Below are 15,069 nucleotides of genomic sequence, written 5' to 3' on the forward strand. Positions count from 1 at the left end.
CTTCGGGGCTTACCAGGCGTGGAGGCGGTCGTCGGGGAAGCTGCCGTTCTTCACGGCCTGCACGTAGGCCTGCAGCGCGGGCAGCACGCCCGGCGCGTCGGCCATGAAGTTGCGCACGAACTTCGGCATCTTCCCGAGGTTGATGCCCAGCATGTCGTGCAGCACGAGCACCTGGCCGGCGGTGGCCTTGCCGGCGCCGATGCCGATGGTGGCGCAGTGTTTCAGCTCCGTGGTGAGTTCTGCGGCCAGCGCGGCCGGCACCATCTCGAGCACCAGCATGGCGGCGCCTGCATCCTGCAGCGCGTGGGCCTGTTGCTTGAGCAGCGCGCCGGCGGTGTCGCCCTTGCCCTGCACGCGGTAGCCGCCGAGCGCATGCACGGTCTGCGGCGTCAGGCCGAGGTGGGCGCACACGGGAATGCCGCGTTCGACCAGGAAGCGCACGGTCTCGGTGGTCCAGCCGCCGCCTTCGAGCTTGACCATGTGCGCGCCCGCCTGCATCAGCACGGTGGCACTGCGCAGGGCCTGCTCGCGCGATTCTTGATAACTGCCGAAGGGCAGGTCGGCGATGAGCCAGGTCGTGCCCTGCACGCGGCGCAGGCCACGCGAGACGCTGTCGGTGTGATAGCGCATGGCGTCGAGGCTCACGCCCACGGTGCTGTTCAGGCCCTGGCAGACCATGCCCAGCGAGTCGCCGACCAGCAGGCAGTCGATGCCGGCGGCGTCGGCCATGGCCGCGAAGGTGGCGTCATAGGCGGTGAGCATGGCGATCTTTTCGCCGCGCGCATGCATGTCGGCCAGCCGCGGCAGGCTCACGGGCTTGCGCTGCGCCAGCGGCGAGGCGGGCGGCAGCGTGCCGTAGGGCGTGCCGGCCGGGGCTTCGGACGGTGGGGTGGGTGTGGAAGGTGTGTTCGACATGGTTGGCTTTCTCCCTGCGGGCGTCGGTGGCCGGGCATCCTGAGGGTGATCGAAAGGTGACGAAGGGTGGGCTCAGTCGACCGGCGGCACCAGCACGGTGGGTGCGGTGGGCTCGGCCAGCGAAGGGTAATCGCGACTGAAATGCAGGCCACGGCTCTCGTGGCGGGCCTGCGCGGAACGCACGATCAGCTCGGCCACCTGCACCAGGTTGCGCAGTTCGAGCAGGTCGCGCGTGACGTGGAAGTTCGCGTAGAACTCCTGGATCTCGGCCTGCAGCAGCGCGATGCGATGGCTCGCACGCTCCAGGCGCTTGTTGGTGCGCACGATGCCGACGTAGTCCCACATGAAGCGGCGCAGCTCGTCCCAGTTGTGGGAGATGACCACGGCTTCGTCGGCGTCGGTGACGCGGCTTTCGTCCCAGGCGGGCAGCGCGGCGCGTTCGCGCGACGGCGCCTGCGCAATGGCGTCGGCTGCGGCGCGTGCGAACACCATGCACTCGACCAGCGAGTTGCTGGCCAGCCGGTTGGCGCCATGCAGGCCGGTGCAGGCGGTTTCACCGATGGCGTACAGGCCCGGGATGTCGGTGCGCCCGGCCAGGTCGCTGAGCACGCCGCCGCAGGTGTAGTGCGCGGCGGGCACGACGGGAATCGGCTCGCGCGTGATGTCGATGCCCAATTCGAGGCAGCGCGCCAGGATGTTGGGGAAGTGTTCTTTCAGGAACGCGGGCGGCTGGTGCGAGATGTCGAGGTAGACGCAGTCGAGCCCGTGCTTCTTCATCTCGAAGTCGATGGCGCGGGCCACCACGTCGCGCGGTGCGAGTTCGGCGCGTTCGTCATGCGTGGGCATGAAGCGCGTGCCACCTGCCGATTCAGGCAACTTGAGCAAGCCGCCTTCGCCGCGCACCGCCTCGCTGATCAGGAACGACTTGGCGTGCGGGTGGTACAGGCAGGTCGGGTGGAACTGGATGAACTCCAGGTTCGACACCCGGCAGCCCGCGCGCCAGGCGGCGGCAATGCCGTCGCCGGTGGCGGTGTCGGGGTTGGTGGTGTACAGGTACACCTTGCCCGCGCCGCCGGTCGCCAGGATGGTGTGCGGCGCGCGAAAGGCCAGCACCTCGTCGGTCTCGTCGTCCAGCGCGTACAGGCCCTGGCACGACGGATCGGCCAGCCCGAGCTTGGTGCCGGTGACCAGGTCGACCAGCGTGTGGTGCTCGAACAGCGTGATGTTGGGCGTGCGGCGCACGCGCTCGATCAGCACCTGCTGCACGGCCGCGCCGGTGGCGTCGGTCACGTGCACGATGCGGCGCTGGCTGTGGCCGCCTTCGCGCGTCAGGTGCAGGTCGCCACCTTCTTCGGAGAAGGGCACGCCGAGTTCGCGCAGCCAGCCGATGGCTTGGGGCGCGCCTTCGACCACGAAGCGCGTGGCCTCGGGGTCGCACAGGCCGGCACCGGCCACCAGCGTGTCTTCCACATGAGCGTCGAAGCTGTCGCCCGCCGCCAGCACGGCCGCGATGCCGCCCTGCGCCCAGGCGCTGGAGCCGTCGTTCAGCGCGCGCTTGGTGAGCACGGCCACGCGGTGCGTGGGGGCCAGGTGCAGCGCGGCGGAGAGGCCTGCGAGGCCGCTGCCGACGATGAGGACGTCGAAGTCACGTACGGCAGAAGTCACGGGGAGTGGAACCGGTTGGGTCAGGCGGGCGAATAGGCCAGTCGGACGTAGATGGGGGCGAAGGCCTCGGCCTGCGTGATGTCGATCAGCGTTTCCTTCGCGAGCTCGAGCATCGCGATGAAGGTGACGATCAGCACGGGCACGCCGCGCGAAACATCGAAGAGCTTTTCGAACTCGACGAAACGCTGGCCCTGCAGATGGCGCAGCACGATGCTCATGTGCTCGCGCACGTTGAGCTCTTCGCGCGAGATCTTGTGGTGCTGCACGAGCTTGGCGCGCTTCATGATGTCGGCCCACGCGTCGCGCAGCTCGACCACGTCGACCTCGGGGAAGCGCGGCTTGATCGACTGCTCGATGTAGACCTGCGCCTTCCAGAAGTCGCGCCCGTAGGTGGGCAGCGCGCTGAGGGCGGCGGCCTGCAGCTTGGTCTGCTCGTACTCCATGAGCCGGCGAACCAGCTCGGCGCGCGGGTCTTCGGCCTCTTCGCCGTCGGCCACCTTCTTGGGCGGCAGCAGCATGCGCGACTTGATCTCGATCAGCATCGCGGCCATCAGCAGGTATTCGGCCGCGAGTTCGAGGTTGGTCTGGCGGATTTCGTCGACGTAGCTCAGGTACTGCCGCGTGAGTCCCGCCATCGGGATGTCGAGGATGTTGAAGTTCTGCTTGCGGATCAGGTACAGCAACAGGTCGAGCGGGCCCTCGAAGGCCTCCAGAAAAACCTGCAGCGCCTCGGGCGGGATGTACAGGTCTTTCGGCATCGCGAACAGCGGCTCACCGTAGAGCCGGGCCAGGGCGACCTGGTCGACGACCTCGGGCATGCTGGCCACGATCGTGCCGTTGTCCTCGTCTGCGCTCATGAGGCGGTTGCTATCAACTTAATAGCTGTGCGCGCACGCGGGGCGGCGGGATGCCGGGTGGGCACCATTCACTTGGGTTGGGTCTGGTAGACGTACGGCTGCATCGGCACGCGGGCTTCGCTGTACTCCTCGAGCAGGCTGCGGTCGAGGTGCTTGTCCCAGAGCAAGGCGCGGCCGGCGCGCTGCTCGGCTTCCAGCGTCGGCTTCTTTTCCTTCATCTCCTCGATGAAGTTCGTGATCTCGGAGGTGTAGTGGGGGCGACGGAAGATAGACATAGACTGGACCTTTATCGCTCGAATTTTACCGGGGACCGCATGCAACGATTCCAGAAGGCCCGGATCGGCCTCATGACAGGACTGCTGGCAGCACTCATCGGGCTCGCCGGCTGCGATCCGCAGCGCATCAGCGAGCTCGAAGAAGGCGTCTCGACCGAAGCCGACGTGCGCGCGCGCTTCGGCGAGCCCGAGAACGTCTGGGACGTGCCCAACGGCCGCGTCCTGGAGTTCAACCGCCAGCCGCAGGGCCAGAAGAACTACATGATCACCATCGGCGCCGACGGCAAGATGAGCGCGCTGCGCCAGGTGCTCACGCCCGAGAACTTCGCCAAGGTGCAGCCCGGCATGATGATGGAAGACCTGCGCAAGCTGCTCGGCAAGCCCGCCAAGGTCACGCCCTATGCGCTCAAGCGCGAAACTGAATGGGAATGGCGCTGGGTGCAGCCGCCCAGCTCGGCGATGGTCTTCACCGCCACGCTGAACGACGACCAGCGCGTGGTGCGCAGCGGGTCGTCGCCTGATCGGGGCACCGAAGCGCCGTAACAGCTACGCGCCGTGCGACGCGCCGGGCTGGCCCGTCGTCAACTCCTCGGCAAAGCCTGAACGCTCCAGCACCTCCAGCGGCTGCGGTTGCAGCGACTCGATGCGCAGCAGTCCGTCGCGCGCCAGCACCGCCCGGTGCAGCTGCCGCAGCGCATCGACGCCGGTGGCATCGATGTAGATCAGGTGCGTGGCGTCGAGCACCACCGTCATGCCGCGCGGTGCGCGCTCGGCGGCGTTCACTGCTTCGTCGAGCTTGGCCGCCGCGCCGAAGAACATCGCGCCGTACAGCCGGTAGGTGAGCACCGGCGGCTGCAAGGTCACGAGTTCGACGCTGAACAGCCCGCTCATGCGCCGGATGAAAAGCGCGCACGCCAGCACGATGCCCACTTGCACCGCCACCGTGAGGTCGAACACCACGGTGAGGAAGAAGGTGCCGAGCATCAGCAACCGGTAGTGGCGGCTGAAGTGGCGCAGCTGGCCGGGCGTGAACTCGCGCCATTCGCCCATGTTCAGCCCGACGAACACCAGGATGCCCGCCAGCACCGCGAGCGGCACGTGGCGCGCCAGCGGTGCCGCCAGCAGCACGACGAGCAGCAGCGTGACCGCATGCACGATGCCCGCAATGGGCGAGCTGCCGCCCGAGCGGATGTTGGTCACGGTGCGCGCGATGGTGCCCGTCGCCGGCATGCCGCCGAAGAAAGGCGTGACGATGTTCGCGATGCCCTGCGCCATCAGCTCCTGGTTGGGGTCGTGGCGCGGCTGGCCGCTGACCTGGTCGGCCACGCGCGCGCACAGCAGCGACTCGATGGCGCCGAGCAGCGCGATGGTCAGCGTCGGCGTCACCAGCTGCTTGACGGTCTCCCACGAAAAATCGGGCAGCGCGAAGGCCGGCACGCCCTCGGGAATGCCGCCGAAGCGCGTGCCGATGGTTTCCACCGGCAGCGCGAAACCCCACGACACCAGCGTGAGCGACACCAGCGCGACGATCGGCCCCGGAATGCGCCCGAGGATCTGCACCGGGCGCGTCTGTACCCATCGCCCGGCCACGCGTTGCACCGCGCGCGCCAGCGCCGAGTCGCCGCGAAACAGCCGCGACCACGCCAGCAGGCCGAGCACGCAGGCCAGCCCGAGCGCGAAGGCCTGCGGATTGAAGGTGTCCAGCCGCAGCGCCATCGCGTGCAGCTGCGAGAACACGTCGGCCGGCATGCGCTCCACCGTGAGGCCGAGCAAATCCTTGAGCTGCGACAGCAGGATCAGCACCGCGATGCCGTTGGTGAAACCCACCACGATCGACAGCGGCACGAAGCGCACCAGCCGCCCGAGCCCGAACAGCCCCGCCATGAACAGCAGCACGCCCGCGCAGGCAGTGGCGATCAGCAGGTTGGCCACGCCGTAGCGCTCGACGATGCCGTAGACGATCACGATGAACGCGCCCGCCGGTCCGCCGATCTGTACGGCCGAGCCGCCCAGGAACGAGATCAGGAAGCCCGCGATGATCGCCGTCCAGATGCCGGCCTCGGGCTTGAGCCCCGAGGCGATGGCAAACGCCATGGCCAGCGGCAGCGCCACGATGCCCACCGTGGCGCCCGCGCCGAGGTCGCTCAGGAACCGCCCCCGGTCGTAGCCCGCCATCGTGTCCATCAGGCGGGGACGAAAGCGGGTGAGGTTCAGCGGTGAAGACATGTGCGGTCATTGTGGCCCCGCCGTCACGAGGGGCCTGCGATTTCCCGGGGTGAGTACTTTCAGTCAGCTTATCGGCAGCGAGGCTGAAAGATACATTTTTGACGTTTAGAAACAAACGTCAACGAGGTTGCCCATGCACATCCTGCTCGTCGCGAGCGCCTTCAACAGCCTCACGCAGCGCGTGCTGGCCGAGCTTCAGGACCGGGGCCACACCGCAGGCATCGTGCTGGCGCTCGGCGATGACGAGGCGCTGCGTGAAGCCGTGCGCCAGCACGCGCCCGCGCTGCTCATCGCGCCGATGCTGACCACGGCGATTCCCGAGGATGTCTGGCGCGTCCACACCTGCCTGATCGTGCATCCGGGCCCGCCAGGCGACCGCGGGCCCTCGTCGCTCGACCGGACGCTGCAGGACGGCGTCGACAGCTGGGGCGTCACCGTGCTCGAAGCCGTGGCCGAGATGGACGCGGGCGATGTCTGGGCCTGGTCGCCGCTGAAGGTGCCGCCGCAGGTGGGCAAGAGCGATCTCTACCGCGGCGAGGTGGCCGATGCCGCCGTCGATGCGGTGCTGCTCGCTGTCGAGCGCTTCGCCTCGGGCACCTACAAGCCGAAGCGGCAGAAGGCGGCCGACCTCGCCGCCGGTTGGCGACCGTTCATGAAGCAGGCCGAGCGCCGCATCGACTGGGCGACGCAGACCACCGAATCGGTGCTGCAGCACCTGCGCGCGGCCGATTCGCAGCCCGGCGTGCTTGACGAACTGCTGGGCGCGTCGTGGTACCTGCACGGCGGCCATGCCGAGGACGAACTGCGCGGCACGCCCGGCGAACTGGTCGCCACCCGCACCGGCGCCGTCTGCCGCGCCACCGTGGACGGCGCGGTCTGGCTCACCCAGCTGCGGCCCTGGCGCGAACCGGGCGCCGGCCTGCCGAGCTACAAGCTGCCGGCCGTCGAGGCGCTGGGCGCGCGGCTGCCTGCGGGCCTGCCCGAAGTGCCTGCGCCGCTCGAACTGCCCGCCGGCCGCCGCACCTGGACCGACATGCGCTACAGCGAGCACGGGCCCGTCGGCGTGCTGAACTTCTCGTTCGCAGGCGGGGCCATGAGCACCGCGCAATGCCGGCGTCTGCTCACTGCCTACCGGTTCGCCTGCACGCGGCCGACGTCGGTGCTGGTGCTCGGCGGGCTGCGCGACTTCTTCTCCAACGGCATCCACCTCAACGTGATCGAGGCGGCGGCCGATCCGGCCGAAGAATCGTGGGCCAACATCCACGCGATGAACGACCTGGTCGAGGCCGTGCTCACCACCACCGACCGCCTCACGGTGGCCGCGTTGGGCGGCAATGCCGCAGCGGGCGGCGTGATGCTCGCGCTCGCGGCCGACGAGGTGTGGTGCCGCGACGGCGTGGTGCTCAACCCGCACTACACGTTGATGGGCCTGCACGGCTCCGAATACTGGACCTACAGTCTGCCGCGCCGCGTGGGCGCCGACGAGGCCATGCGGCTCACGCAGTCGGCGCTGCCCGTGAGCGCGAAGCGCGCGGTGGCGTTGGGCCTGGCGCAGCGCGTGTTGCAGGCCGCACCGGAAGAACTGGGTGACGAGGTCGGCCGGCTGGCCGCGCAACTGGCGGCATCGCCGGACCTGGCTGTGCGCATTGCGGACAAGCAGGCGGCGCGCGCCCGCGACGAGGCGGTCAAGCCGCTGCAGGCGTATCGCGATGAGGAGCTGGCGCACATGCGGCGCAATTTCTTCGATCCCGCCGAGCCGCACGCGGCGCTGCGTTCGGCCTTCGTGCGCAAGGAAAAAGCGCAGCACACGCCCGCGCACCTCGCGGCGCTGGGCCTGCCACGCTGAACGGCTGTCAGTCTTCGCTGTCGGGGATCACCGCATCGGCCGTCGCGCCCACCACCTTGCCGGTGATGCGCGCGGTGCCGATGGCGGCATCGGCCGCGAGGCCGACCGCGCCGGCGCCCACGCTCACGGCGGTGCTCGCGACGCTGACCACCGCGCAGCCGCTCAGCAGCAGGGCGCTCGCGAGGCCGAGTGTGGAAAGGACGAAGGGGCGAAGGCGGTCACTGCGTTGCATGGGCCGGATTCTGCACCCGCAGCGCCTGATCTGCTCAGGCCCGCGCCAGTGACGCCAGGATGGCCTCGCGGTCCTGGTCCAGCCGCGGCGGTTGCCGCCGCACCTGCGTGCGCAGCCCGCCGACGTGCACCGGGTTGCCCGCCACCGTGAGCGACTGGCCGCTCTGCGTGCGCACCTGCACCAGCATTTCGCGCGCCTGCACCTGCGGGTCTTTCACCACCGCCGCCACGTCGTTGTAGTCGCCGGTGGGAATGTTGTGCTGCATCAGCAGCGCCTGCCAGTGCGCGCAGGGCGCAGTCGACAGGCGTTCCTCGAGCAGCTGCTTCAGCGTCTCGTGGTGCTGGCAGCGCGCCGCGTTGGTGGCAAAGCGCGCGTCCTCGGCGAGCGCGGGCAGGTCGAGCGCGGTGCACAGGCGCTGGAACAGCGCATCGTTGCCCGCCGCGATCACGAACCAGCCGTCGGCTGCGCGGAACACGTCGAAGGGCGTGATCGACGGGTGCCGCGAACCGATCGGCCCCGGCGCGCGGCCCTCGGCCTCCATGCGCGAGATCGCGTTCTCAAGCAGCGCGACCTGGCAGTCGAGCATCGCCACGTCGACCCTGTCCCCCACGCCCGTGCGACTGCGCTGCAGCAGCGCAGCCTGCGTGCCGATGGCCGCGTACAGCCCGGCGCCCAGGTCGCCGATCGACACGCCCACGCGCGTCGGCGGTGCACCCGGGTGGCCGGTGAGGCTCATGATGCCGCCCATCGCCTGCACCACCATGTCGTAGGCGGGGCGCCTGCTGTACGGCCCGGTCTGACCGAAGCCCGAGACCGAGGTGAACACCAGTTTGGGAAAACGCGCCTGCAGCGTCGGCCAGTCGTAGCCCAGCTTTTCCATCGTGCCGGGCCGGAAGTTCTCGACCAGCACGTCGGCCGTGGCCAGCAACTGTTCGAAGACCGCGCGGTCGGCCGGCGCCTTCAGGTCGAGCGCGATCGATTCCTTGTTGCGGTTGACCGACATGAAGTAGGCCGAGTCGCCCTCGACGAAGGGGCCGATCTGCCGTGCGTCGTCGCCCAGGCCGGGCTGCTCCACCTTGATGACGCGCGCGCCCAGGTCGGCGAGCAGCATCGTGCAGTACGGGCCCGCGAGCACGCGGGTCAGGTCGATGACGGTGAAGCCCTGCAGCGGGCCTGCTTTTGCTGCGTCTTGCGTCATTCGATGCTCGCGCCGGAGCGCGCGGTGAGTTCCTTCGACTTCACGCCTTCGGCCAGGGCCCAGTCGCGGAATTCGGCCAGCGACTTCGAGGGCGCCGACTCGTTGCCCGACTTCTCCAGCCGCGCCTTGACCTCGGGGTCGTTGAGCGCCGCCACGCTGGCGTCGAACAGCTTCTGCGTCACCTCCGGCGGCAGGCCTGCGGGTGCGAAGAGGCCGAACCAGAAGGTGTAGTCGTAGCCCTTCACGCCGGCTTCGGCCACGCTGGGCACATCAGGAAAGAGCGGCGAGCGCTGGCCCGAGGTGACGGCCAGCACGCGCAGCTTCTGACCCTGCGCCATGGGCAGCACCGAGGGCGGCGTGCCGAAGGTGAGCTGCACGTCGCCCGCGGCCACGGCCTGGATCGACGGGGCGCCGCCCTTGTACGGCACATGCAGCATCTGCACGCCGGCCGCCTTCTCGAACGACAGGCCGGCCAGGTGCGTGACCACGCCCGCGCCCGACGACGAGTACGCCAGCTTGCCGGGGTTCTGCCGCGCCTCGGCGATCAGCGCCTGCACGGTCTTCGCGCTCACGTCCTTGTTGACGGCGAGCAGCATCGGCGCGGAGCTCCAGCGCGAGATCGGCACGAAGCTTTTGGCGCCGTCGTATTTCACGCTCTTGTAGAGCAGCTTGTCGCTGCCGTAGAGGTTGGCGCTGCCCAGCAGCAGCGTGTAGCCGTCGGGCGCGGCGCGCGCGACCTGGTCGGATGCGATGGTGGTACCGGCGCCGGGCTTGTTGTCGATGACGATCGGCTGGCCGAGCAGCTTGGCCATCTTGTCGCTCACGATGCGCGCCACGGTGTCGGCACCGCCGCCGGCGGGGAAGCCCACCACCAGCGTGATCGGGCGCGAGGGGTAGGTGTCGGCCAGCGCGCCGGCCGAGGCCAGCAGCGCGGCGGCCGCGAACGAGAGGGCTCGCAGTTCTTGCTTCATGGGTTTGTCTCCTGAGACTTGTGGGGAAAGGGCGGGCGCGCTCAGCGGCCCTGGAACGCCGGCGTGCGCTTCTCGCGCCAGGCCCGGCCGCCCTCGGCGAGGTCTTCGGACGCGACGGTGCGCTGCACCTCGCGCGCGATCGCGGCGGCATCGGCGGTGCCGCGCGCGATCTGGTTCAGGTGCTTCTTCATGCCCAGCAGCGCCAGCGGCGCCATGCCGGCGAGCACGGTGCGCAGGCGCTGCACCTCGGTGTCGAGCGCTGCTGCGTCTTCGACCAGCTGCGTGAGAAATCCGCAGTCGCGCATCGCGGCGCCGTCGAGCTTCTCGGCAGTGAGGAACAGCCGCTTGGCCGTGTCCAGCCCGAGCCGCGACACGTAGCGCTCCATGCCGCTCTGGTAGTAGTGCAGGCCGAGCCGGGCGGCCGGCATGAACATCTCGGCGGCGCGGGCGCCCACGCGGAAGTCGCAGGCCAGCACGAGGTCGGTCGCGCCGCCGTAGACGCCGCCGTGCACCGCCGCGATGGTGACCGCGCGGCAGTTTTCGAACACATCGACCATCTCGCCGAAGCTGCGGCCCTCGGTCTGGCTCTGGCTGGCCACTTCTGATATATCAAACCCGCTGCAAAAGTACTTGCCCTCGGCGCGCAGGACCAGCACCAGCACCTCGGGCGTGCGGTTCACCGTGTCCACATGCTGGATCAGCACGGGCAGGTCGTCCGGCGTGAGCTTGTTGGCGGCTTGAGGACGGTGCAGCGTCAGGTAGGCGACGTGGCCGTCGATCGCGAGGGTGGGGGGCATTGATGTACCAAACAGATGAATTGATATATCTGTAAGGTTAGCTAATATCCAGATCGCCATGCAACCCGCGAAAACCCTCGACACCACCAGCCTGCAGGACCGCATCCGCGCCCGGCTCGAACAAGACATCCTGGGCGGCGTGCTGTCGCCCGGCATGCCCATCGACGAAAAGGCGCTGGCCCTGAGCTTCAACACCTCGCGCACGCCAGTGCGCGAGGCGCTGCTGCTGCTCAGTGCGCGCGGGCTGGTCGACATCGTTCCGCGCACTGGCATCTACGTGCGCCAGCTGCGGGCGAACGAACTGGTGGCGATGATGGAAGCGCTGGGCGAGCTCGAAGGCGTGCTGGCGCGGCTGGCGGCGCTGCGCATCGGCCCGGTGCTGCGCGACGAGCTGCTGCGTGCCCTGGCCGACACCGCAGCGCAGGCGCAGGCGGACGACGCCGAGGCCTACCAGCAGGCCAACGCCGCGCTGCACGGCGTGATCTACCGCGCCAGCGGCAACCCCTTCATCGTGGAACAGGCGCAGACCGTGCGGCTGCGCATCTCGGCCTACCGCGGGCGGATGTTCGAGAAGCCCGGCCGGCTCGCCGCTTCACAGCGGGAGCACGAACGGGTGGTCGAGTGGATTCTGAAAGGCCACGCGGACAACGCCGCGGAGGCGATGCGCGACCACATCTCGGTGGGCGGCAAGGTGTTTGCCGACCTCGTGTTGAACAACAAGTTCGGCTAGTTCTTCTCGTCTTCTGAACTGATCAGCGCACGCGCATGCCCGGCGTCGCGCCCGCCCAAGGCTCGAGCACGTGGATGCCCGGGTGGGCCTTTTCATCGCCGTGGCTCGCGGCCAGCACCATGCCTTCGCTGATGCCGAACTTCATCTTGCGCGGCGCGAGGTTGGCGACCAGCACCGTGAGCTTGCCCACGAGCTGCTCGGGCTGGTAGGCCGAGGCGATGCCGCTGAACACGTTGCGCGTCTTGCCCTCGCCCGCGTCGAGCGTCAGGCGCAGCAGCTTGGTTGAGCCCTCGACCTTCTCGCAGGCCACGATCTTCGCGAGGCGCAGATCGATCTTCACGAAGTCGTCGATCGTGATCGTCGGCGCGATGGCTTCACCGCCCGGCAGGTCTTGCGCTTCCACGGCGACAGGCGCGGCGGTTGCTGCGGCTTCAGGCACGTCGAACAGCTTGTCGACCACCTTGGCATCGGCACGCTGCATCAGGTGCTTGTAGTCGCCGATGGCGTGGCCGGCCGGCAGGGCCTGCGCGGCATCAGCCCAGGTCAGCGGCGCGATCTTCAGAAAGGCCTCGACGTTCACGGCCAGCGCCGGCAGCACCGGCTTCAGGTACAGCGTGAGCAGGCGGAAGGCCTCGATGCACACCGTGCACACGTCGTGCAGGCGCGCCTCGGCGCCTTCCTTCTTGGCCAGTTCCCAGGGCTTGTTCTGGTCGACGTACTCGTTCACCTTGTCGGCCAGCGCCATCACCTCGCGCAGCGCGCGGGCGTAGTCGCGGCCGTCGTACAGCGACTGCACCTGCGTGGCTGCAGCGCGCAGCGTCGACAGCAGCGTTTCGCCGTCGGCCGACACCGCGCCCAGCTGGCCGCCGAAGCGCTTGCCGATGAAGCCGGCCGCGCGGCTGGCGATGTTGATGTACTTGCCCACGAGGTCGCTGTTGACGCGCGCCACGAAGTCGTCGGGGTTGAAGTCGATGTCCTCGTTGCGGCCGTTGAGCTTGGCGGCGATGTAGTAGCGCAGCCATTCCGGGTCGAGCCCGATCGACAGGTACTTGAGCGGGTCGATGCCGGTGCCGCGGCTCTTGCTCATCTTCTCGCCGCTCACCGTGAGGTGGCCGTGCACGTAGATGGCGTTGGGCGCCTTGCGGCCGCTGAAATGCAGCATCGCGGGCCAGAACAGCGTGTGGAAGGTGATGATGTCCTTGCCGATGAAGTGCACCTGCTCCAGTTCGGGGTCGGCCATGTACTCGGTGTACGAGATGCCGTCGCCGCCCAGTTCGATGCAGCGCTTGTCCAGCAGGTTCTTCAGCGAGGCCAGGTAGCCCACGGGCGCGTCGAGCCAGACGTAGAAGTACTTGCCCGGCGCATCGGGGATCTCGATGCCGAAGTAGGGCGCATCGCGGCTGATGTCCCAGTCGCCCAGGCCGCCCTTGCCTTCGTCGTCCTTGTAGAGCCACTCGCGGATCTTGTTCTGCACCTCGGGCTGCACATGGCCGGGGGCGGCGGTCCATTCCTTCAGGTAGGCCTCGCAGCGCGGGTCCGAGAGCTTGAAGAAGAAGTGGTCCGAGCTGCGCAGCTCGGGCTTGGCGCCCGACAGCGCCGAGTACGGGTTGATCAGCTCGGTGGGCGCATACACCGCGCCGCACACCTCGCAGTTGTCGCCGTACTGGTCCTTCGCGTGGCAGTTGGGGCACTCGCCCTTGATGAAGCGGTCGGCCAGGAACATGCCCTTGGCCGGGTCGTAGAACTGCTCGACGCTCTTGGTTTCGATGAGGCCGTTGGCGCGCAGGTCGCGGTAGATGTCTTGTGCGAGCTGGTGGTTCTCGGGCGCGTCGGTCGAGTGCCAGTTGTCGAAGGCGATGTGGTAGCCGTCCAGGTAGGGCTTGCGGCCCGCGGCGATCTCGGCCACGAAGGCCTGCGGCGTCACGCCGGCCTTGTCGGCCGCGATGGTGATGGCCGCGCCGTGCGCGTCGTCGGCGCACACGAAGTTGACCTCGGCGCCATTCATTCGCTGGTTCCGCACCCAGATGTCGGCCTGGATGTATTCCATCATGTGGCCGATGTGGAACTTGCCATTGGCATACGGCAGGGCGGTGGTAACGAAGAGCTTGCGCGGGGCGGACATCGGGGAGGGCGCTTTCGAGAGTGGTACGGACGGAACCGGGCATTTTAGGTGGCGGCGTCCGGCCCGTGCGCCCGCCCCGGTGTTTGAAGGCGCGAGTGACCCACAAACGCGCGGGGTGTCTCGTGCGCGACGTATGCTTCGATCTCCGATTCAGAACGCCAGAAAGTGAGCCGCCGCCGATGACCACCTCGATCCCCGCAACCCTGATCCCCGGCGATGGCATCGGCCCCGAAATCGTCGACGCCACGCTGGCCGCGCTCGATGCGCTGAAAGCCCCCTTCGCCTGGGACACCCAGATCGCCGGCCTCGGCGGCGTGAAGGCTTCGGGCGATCCGCTGCCCAAGGCCACGCTGGACAGCATCCGCAGCACCCGCCTAGCCCTCAAGGGCCCGCTCGAAACCCCCTCGGGCGGTGGTTATCGCTCGTCGAACGTGCGGCTGCGCGAGGAGTTCCAGCTGTACGCCAACCTGCGCCCCGCGCGCACCATCATTCCGGGCGGGCGCTTCGACAAGATCGACCTGATGATCGTGCGCGAGAACCTCGAGGGTCTCTACATCGGCCACGAGCACTACGTGCGCATCGACGGCGACCCGCACGCCGTGGGCATGGCCACCGGCATCAACACGCGCCAGGGCTGCCGCCGCGTGCTCGAGTACGCGTTCGATACGGCGATCGCCACCGGCCGCAAGAAGGTCACGCTGGTGCACAAGGCCAACATCATGAAAGTGCTGACCGGCCTGTTCCTGGAGACCGGCGAGCAGCTCTATGCCGAAAAGTACAAGGGCAAGTTCGAACTCGATTCGATCATCGTGGACGCCTGCGCCATGAAGCTGGTGCTCAACCCCTGGCAGTTCGACATGCTGGTGACGACCAACCTGTTCGGCGACATCCTGTCGGACCTCGTGGCCGGCCTCGTCGGCGGCCTGGGCATGGCACCGGGCGCCAACATCGGCACCGACGCCGCGATCTTCGAAGCGGTGCACGGCTCGGCGCCCGACATCGCCGGCAAGGGCATCGCCAACCCCACGGCACTGCTGCTGGCCGCCGCGATGATGCTCGACCACACGAAGATGCCCGAGCTGGCCACGCGCCTGCGCACGGCCATCGACCAGACGCTGAACATCGACAACGTGCGCACCGGCGACCTGGGCGGCACGGCGAACACCGCCGCTTTCACCAAGGCGCTGGTTGCGCGCATCAACGGCGGCTGAGCCAGGCACAGGCCGCGCAGGTCG

General features: G+C 68.6%; 14 protein-coding genes. 4 read left to right on the plus strand and 10 right to left on the minus strand.

From position 1 onward, the window contains the following. Nucleotides 1–9 precede the first annotated feature (9 nt). From panB to RZE79_RS06845, 4 genes are all read right to left on the minus strand, one after another. Nucleotides 10–915, minus strand: a complete 906-nt coding sequence (panB, locus tag RZE79_RS06830; RefSeq protein WP_319359533.1) for a 3-methyl-2-oxobutanoate hydroxymethyltransferase — start codon at nt 913–915, stop codon at nt 10–12. A gap of 72 nt (nt 916–987) precedes the next feature. Continuing rightward, nucleotides 988–2,580: an L-aspartate oxidase gene (nadB, locus tag RZE79_RS06835; RefSeq protein WP_319359534.1), complete on the minus strand. Its 1,593-nt coding sequence runs from the start codon at nt 2,578–2,580 to the stop codon at nt 988–990. 20 nt (nt 2,581–2,600) lie between these two features. Next, a complete protein-coding gene (locus tag RZE79_RS06840; RefSeq protein ID WP_319359535.1) occupies nt 2,601–3,437 on the minus strand; it encodes a ScpA family protein in 837 nt (278 codons plus the stop codon). Between the two features lie 68 nt (nt 3,438–3,505). Continuing rightward, nucleotides 3,506–3,712: a DUF3460 family protein gene (locus RZE79_RS06845; RefSeq protein WP_056578352.1), complete on the minus strand. Its 207-nt coding sequence runs from the start codon at nt 3,710–3,712 to the stop codon at nt 3,506–3,508. Between the two features lie 39 nt (nt 3,713–3,751). Here RZE79_RS06845 and RZE79_RS06850 point away from each other — a divergent pair, with 39 nt between their 5' ends. Next, entirely contained in the window at nt 3,752–4,255 is a 504-nt protein-coding gene (locus RZE79_RS06850; protein ID WP_101489026.1) for an outer membrane protein assembly factor BamE, read from the plus strand. Between the two features lie 3 nt (nt 4,256–4,258). Here the strand turns inward: RZE79_RS06850 and RZE79_RS06855 are convergent, their stop codons facing one another. After that, the gene (locus tag RZE79_RS06855; RefSeq protein WP_319359536.1) at nt 4,259–5,938 is read right to left on the minus strand and encodes a SulP family inorganic anion transporter; all 1,680 of its coding nucleotides are present in this window, start codon (nt 5,936–5,938) and stop codon (nt 4,259–4,261) included. 133 nt (nt 5,939–6,071) lie between these two features. Between RZE79_RS06855 and RZE79_RS06860 the strand changes: the two genes are divergently transcribed. After that, nucleotides 6,072–7,784, plus strand: coding sequence for an enoyl-CoA hydratase-related protein (locus tag RZE79_RS06860; protein ID WP_319359537.1), 1,713 nt, complete (start codon nt 6,072–6,074; stop codon nt 7,782–7,784). A gap of 7 nt (nt 7,785–7,791) precedes the next feature. Here the strand turns inward: RZE79_RS06860 and RZE79_RS06865 are convergent, their stop codons facing one another. Genes RZE79_RS06865 through RZE79_RS06880 form a run of 4 tightly spaced genes read right to left on the minus strand, consistent with a single transcriptional unit; the run spans nt 7,792 to nt 10,982 of the window. Beyond that, the gene (locus RZE79_RS06865; protein ID WP_319359538.1) at nt 7,792–8,016 is read right to left on the minus strand and encodes a hypothetical protein; all 225 of its coding nucleotides are present in this window, start codon (nt 8,014–8,016) and stop codon (nt 7,792–7,794) included. Between the two features lie 34 nt (nt 8,017–8,050). Beyond that, nucleotides 8,051–9,214 (minus strand): CoA transferase, encoded by a 1,164-nt coding sequence (locus RZE79_RS06870; RefSeq protein WP_319359539.1) that lies wholly within the window; start codon nt 9,212–9,214, stop codon nt 8,051–8,053. Continuing rightward, the gene (locus RZE79_RS06875) at nt 9,211–10,185 is read right to left on the minus strand and encodes a tripartite tricarboxylate transporter substrate binding protein (RefSeq protein ID WP_153285730.1); all 975 of its coding nucleotides are present in this window, start codon (nt 10,183–10,185) and stop codon (nt 9,211–9,213) included. The genes RZE79_RS06870 and RZE79_RS06875 overlap by 4 nt, the downstream gene beginning before the upstream one ends. A 41-nt stretch (nt 10,186–10,226) precedes the next feature. After that, nucleotides 10,227–10,982, minus strand: coding sequence for an enoyl-CoA hydratase/isomerase family protein (locus RZE79_RS06880; protein WP_319359540.1), 756 nt, complete (start codon nt 10,980–10,982; stop codon nt 10,227–10,229). A 58-nt stretch (nt 10,983–11,040) separates the two neighbouring features. Between RZE79_RS06880 and RZE79_RS06885 the strand changes: the two genes are divergently transcribed. Further along, on the plus strand, nt 11,041–11,712 hold the full coding sequence (locus RZE79_RS06885; RefSeq protein WP_319359541.1) for a GntR family transcriptional regulator: 672 nt from the start codon (nt 11,041–11,043) through the stop codon (nt 11,710–11,712). Nucleotides 11,713–11,734: 22 nt separating this feature from the next. On the opposite strand, the gene metG is transcribed toward RZE79_RS06885, so the two are convergent. Next, nucleotides 11,735–13,834: a methionine--tRNA ligase gene (metG, locus tag RZE79_RS06890; RefSeq protein ID WP_319359542.1), complete on the minus strand. Its 2,100-nt coding sequence runs from the start codon at nt 13,832–13,834 to the stop codon at nt 11,735–11,737. Between the two features lie 179 nt (nt 13,835–14,013). Between metG and RZE79_RS06895 the strand changes: the two genes are divergently transcribed. Continuing rightward, on the plus strand, nt 14,014–15,045 hold the full coding sequence (locus RZE79_RS06895; protein WP_319359543.1) for an isocitrate/isopropylmalate family dehydrogenase: 1,032 nt from the start codon (nt 14,014–14,016) through the stop codon (nt 15,043–15,045). The last annotated feature ends 24 nt before the right edge of the window (nt 15,046–15,069 follow it).

This window comes from Variovorax sp. EBFNA2 (genome assembly GCF_033802765.1).
GTDB lineage: Bacteria > Pseudomonadota > Gammaproteobacteria > Burkholderiales > Burkholderiaceae_C > Variovorax > Variovorax paradoxus_H.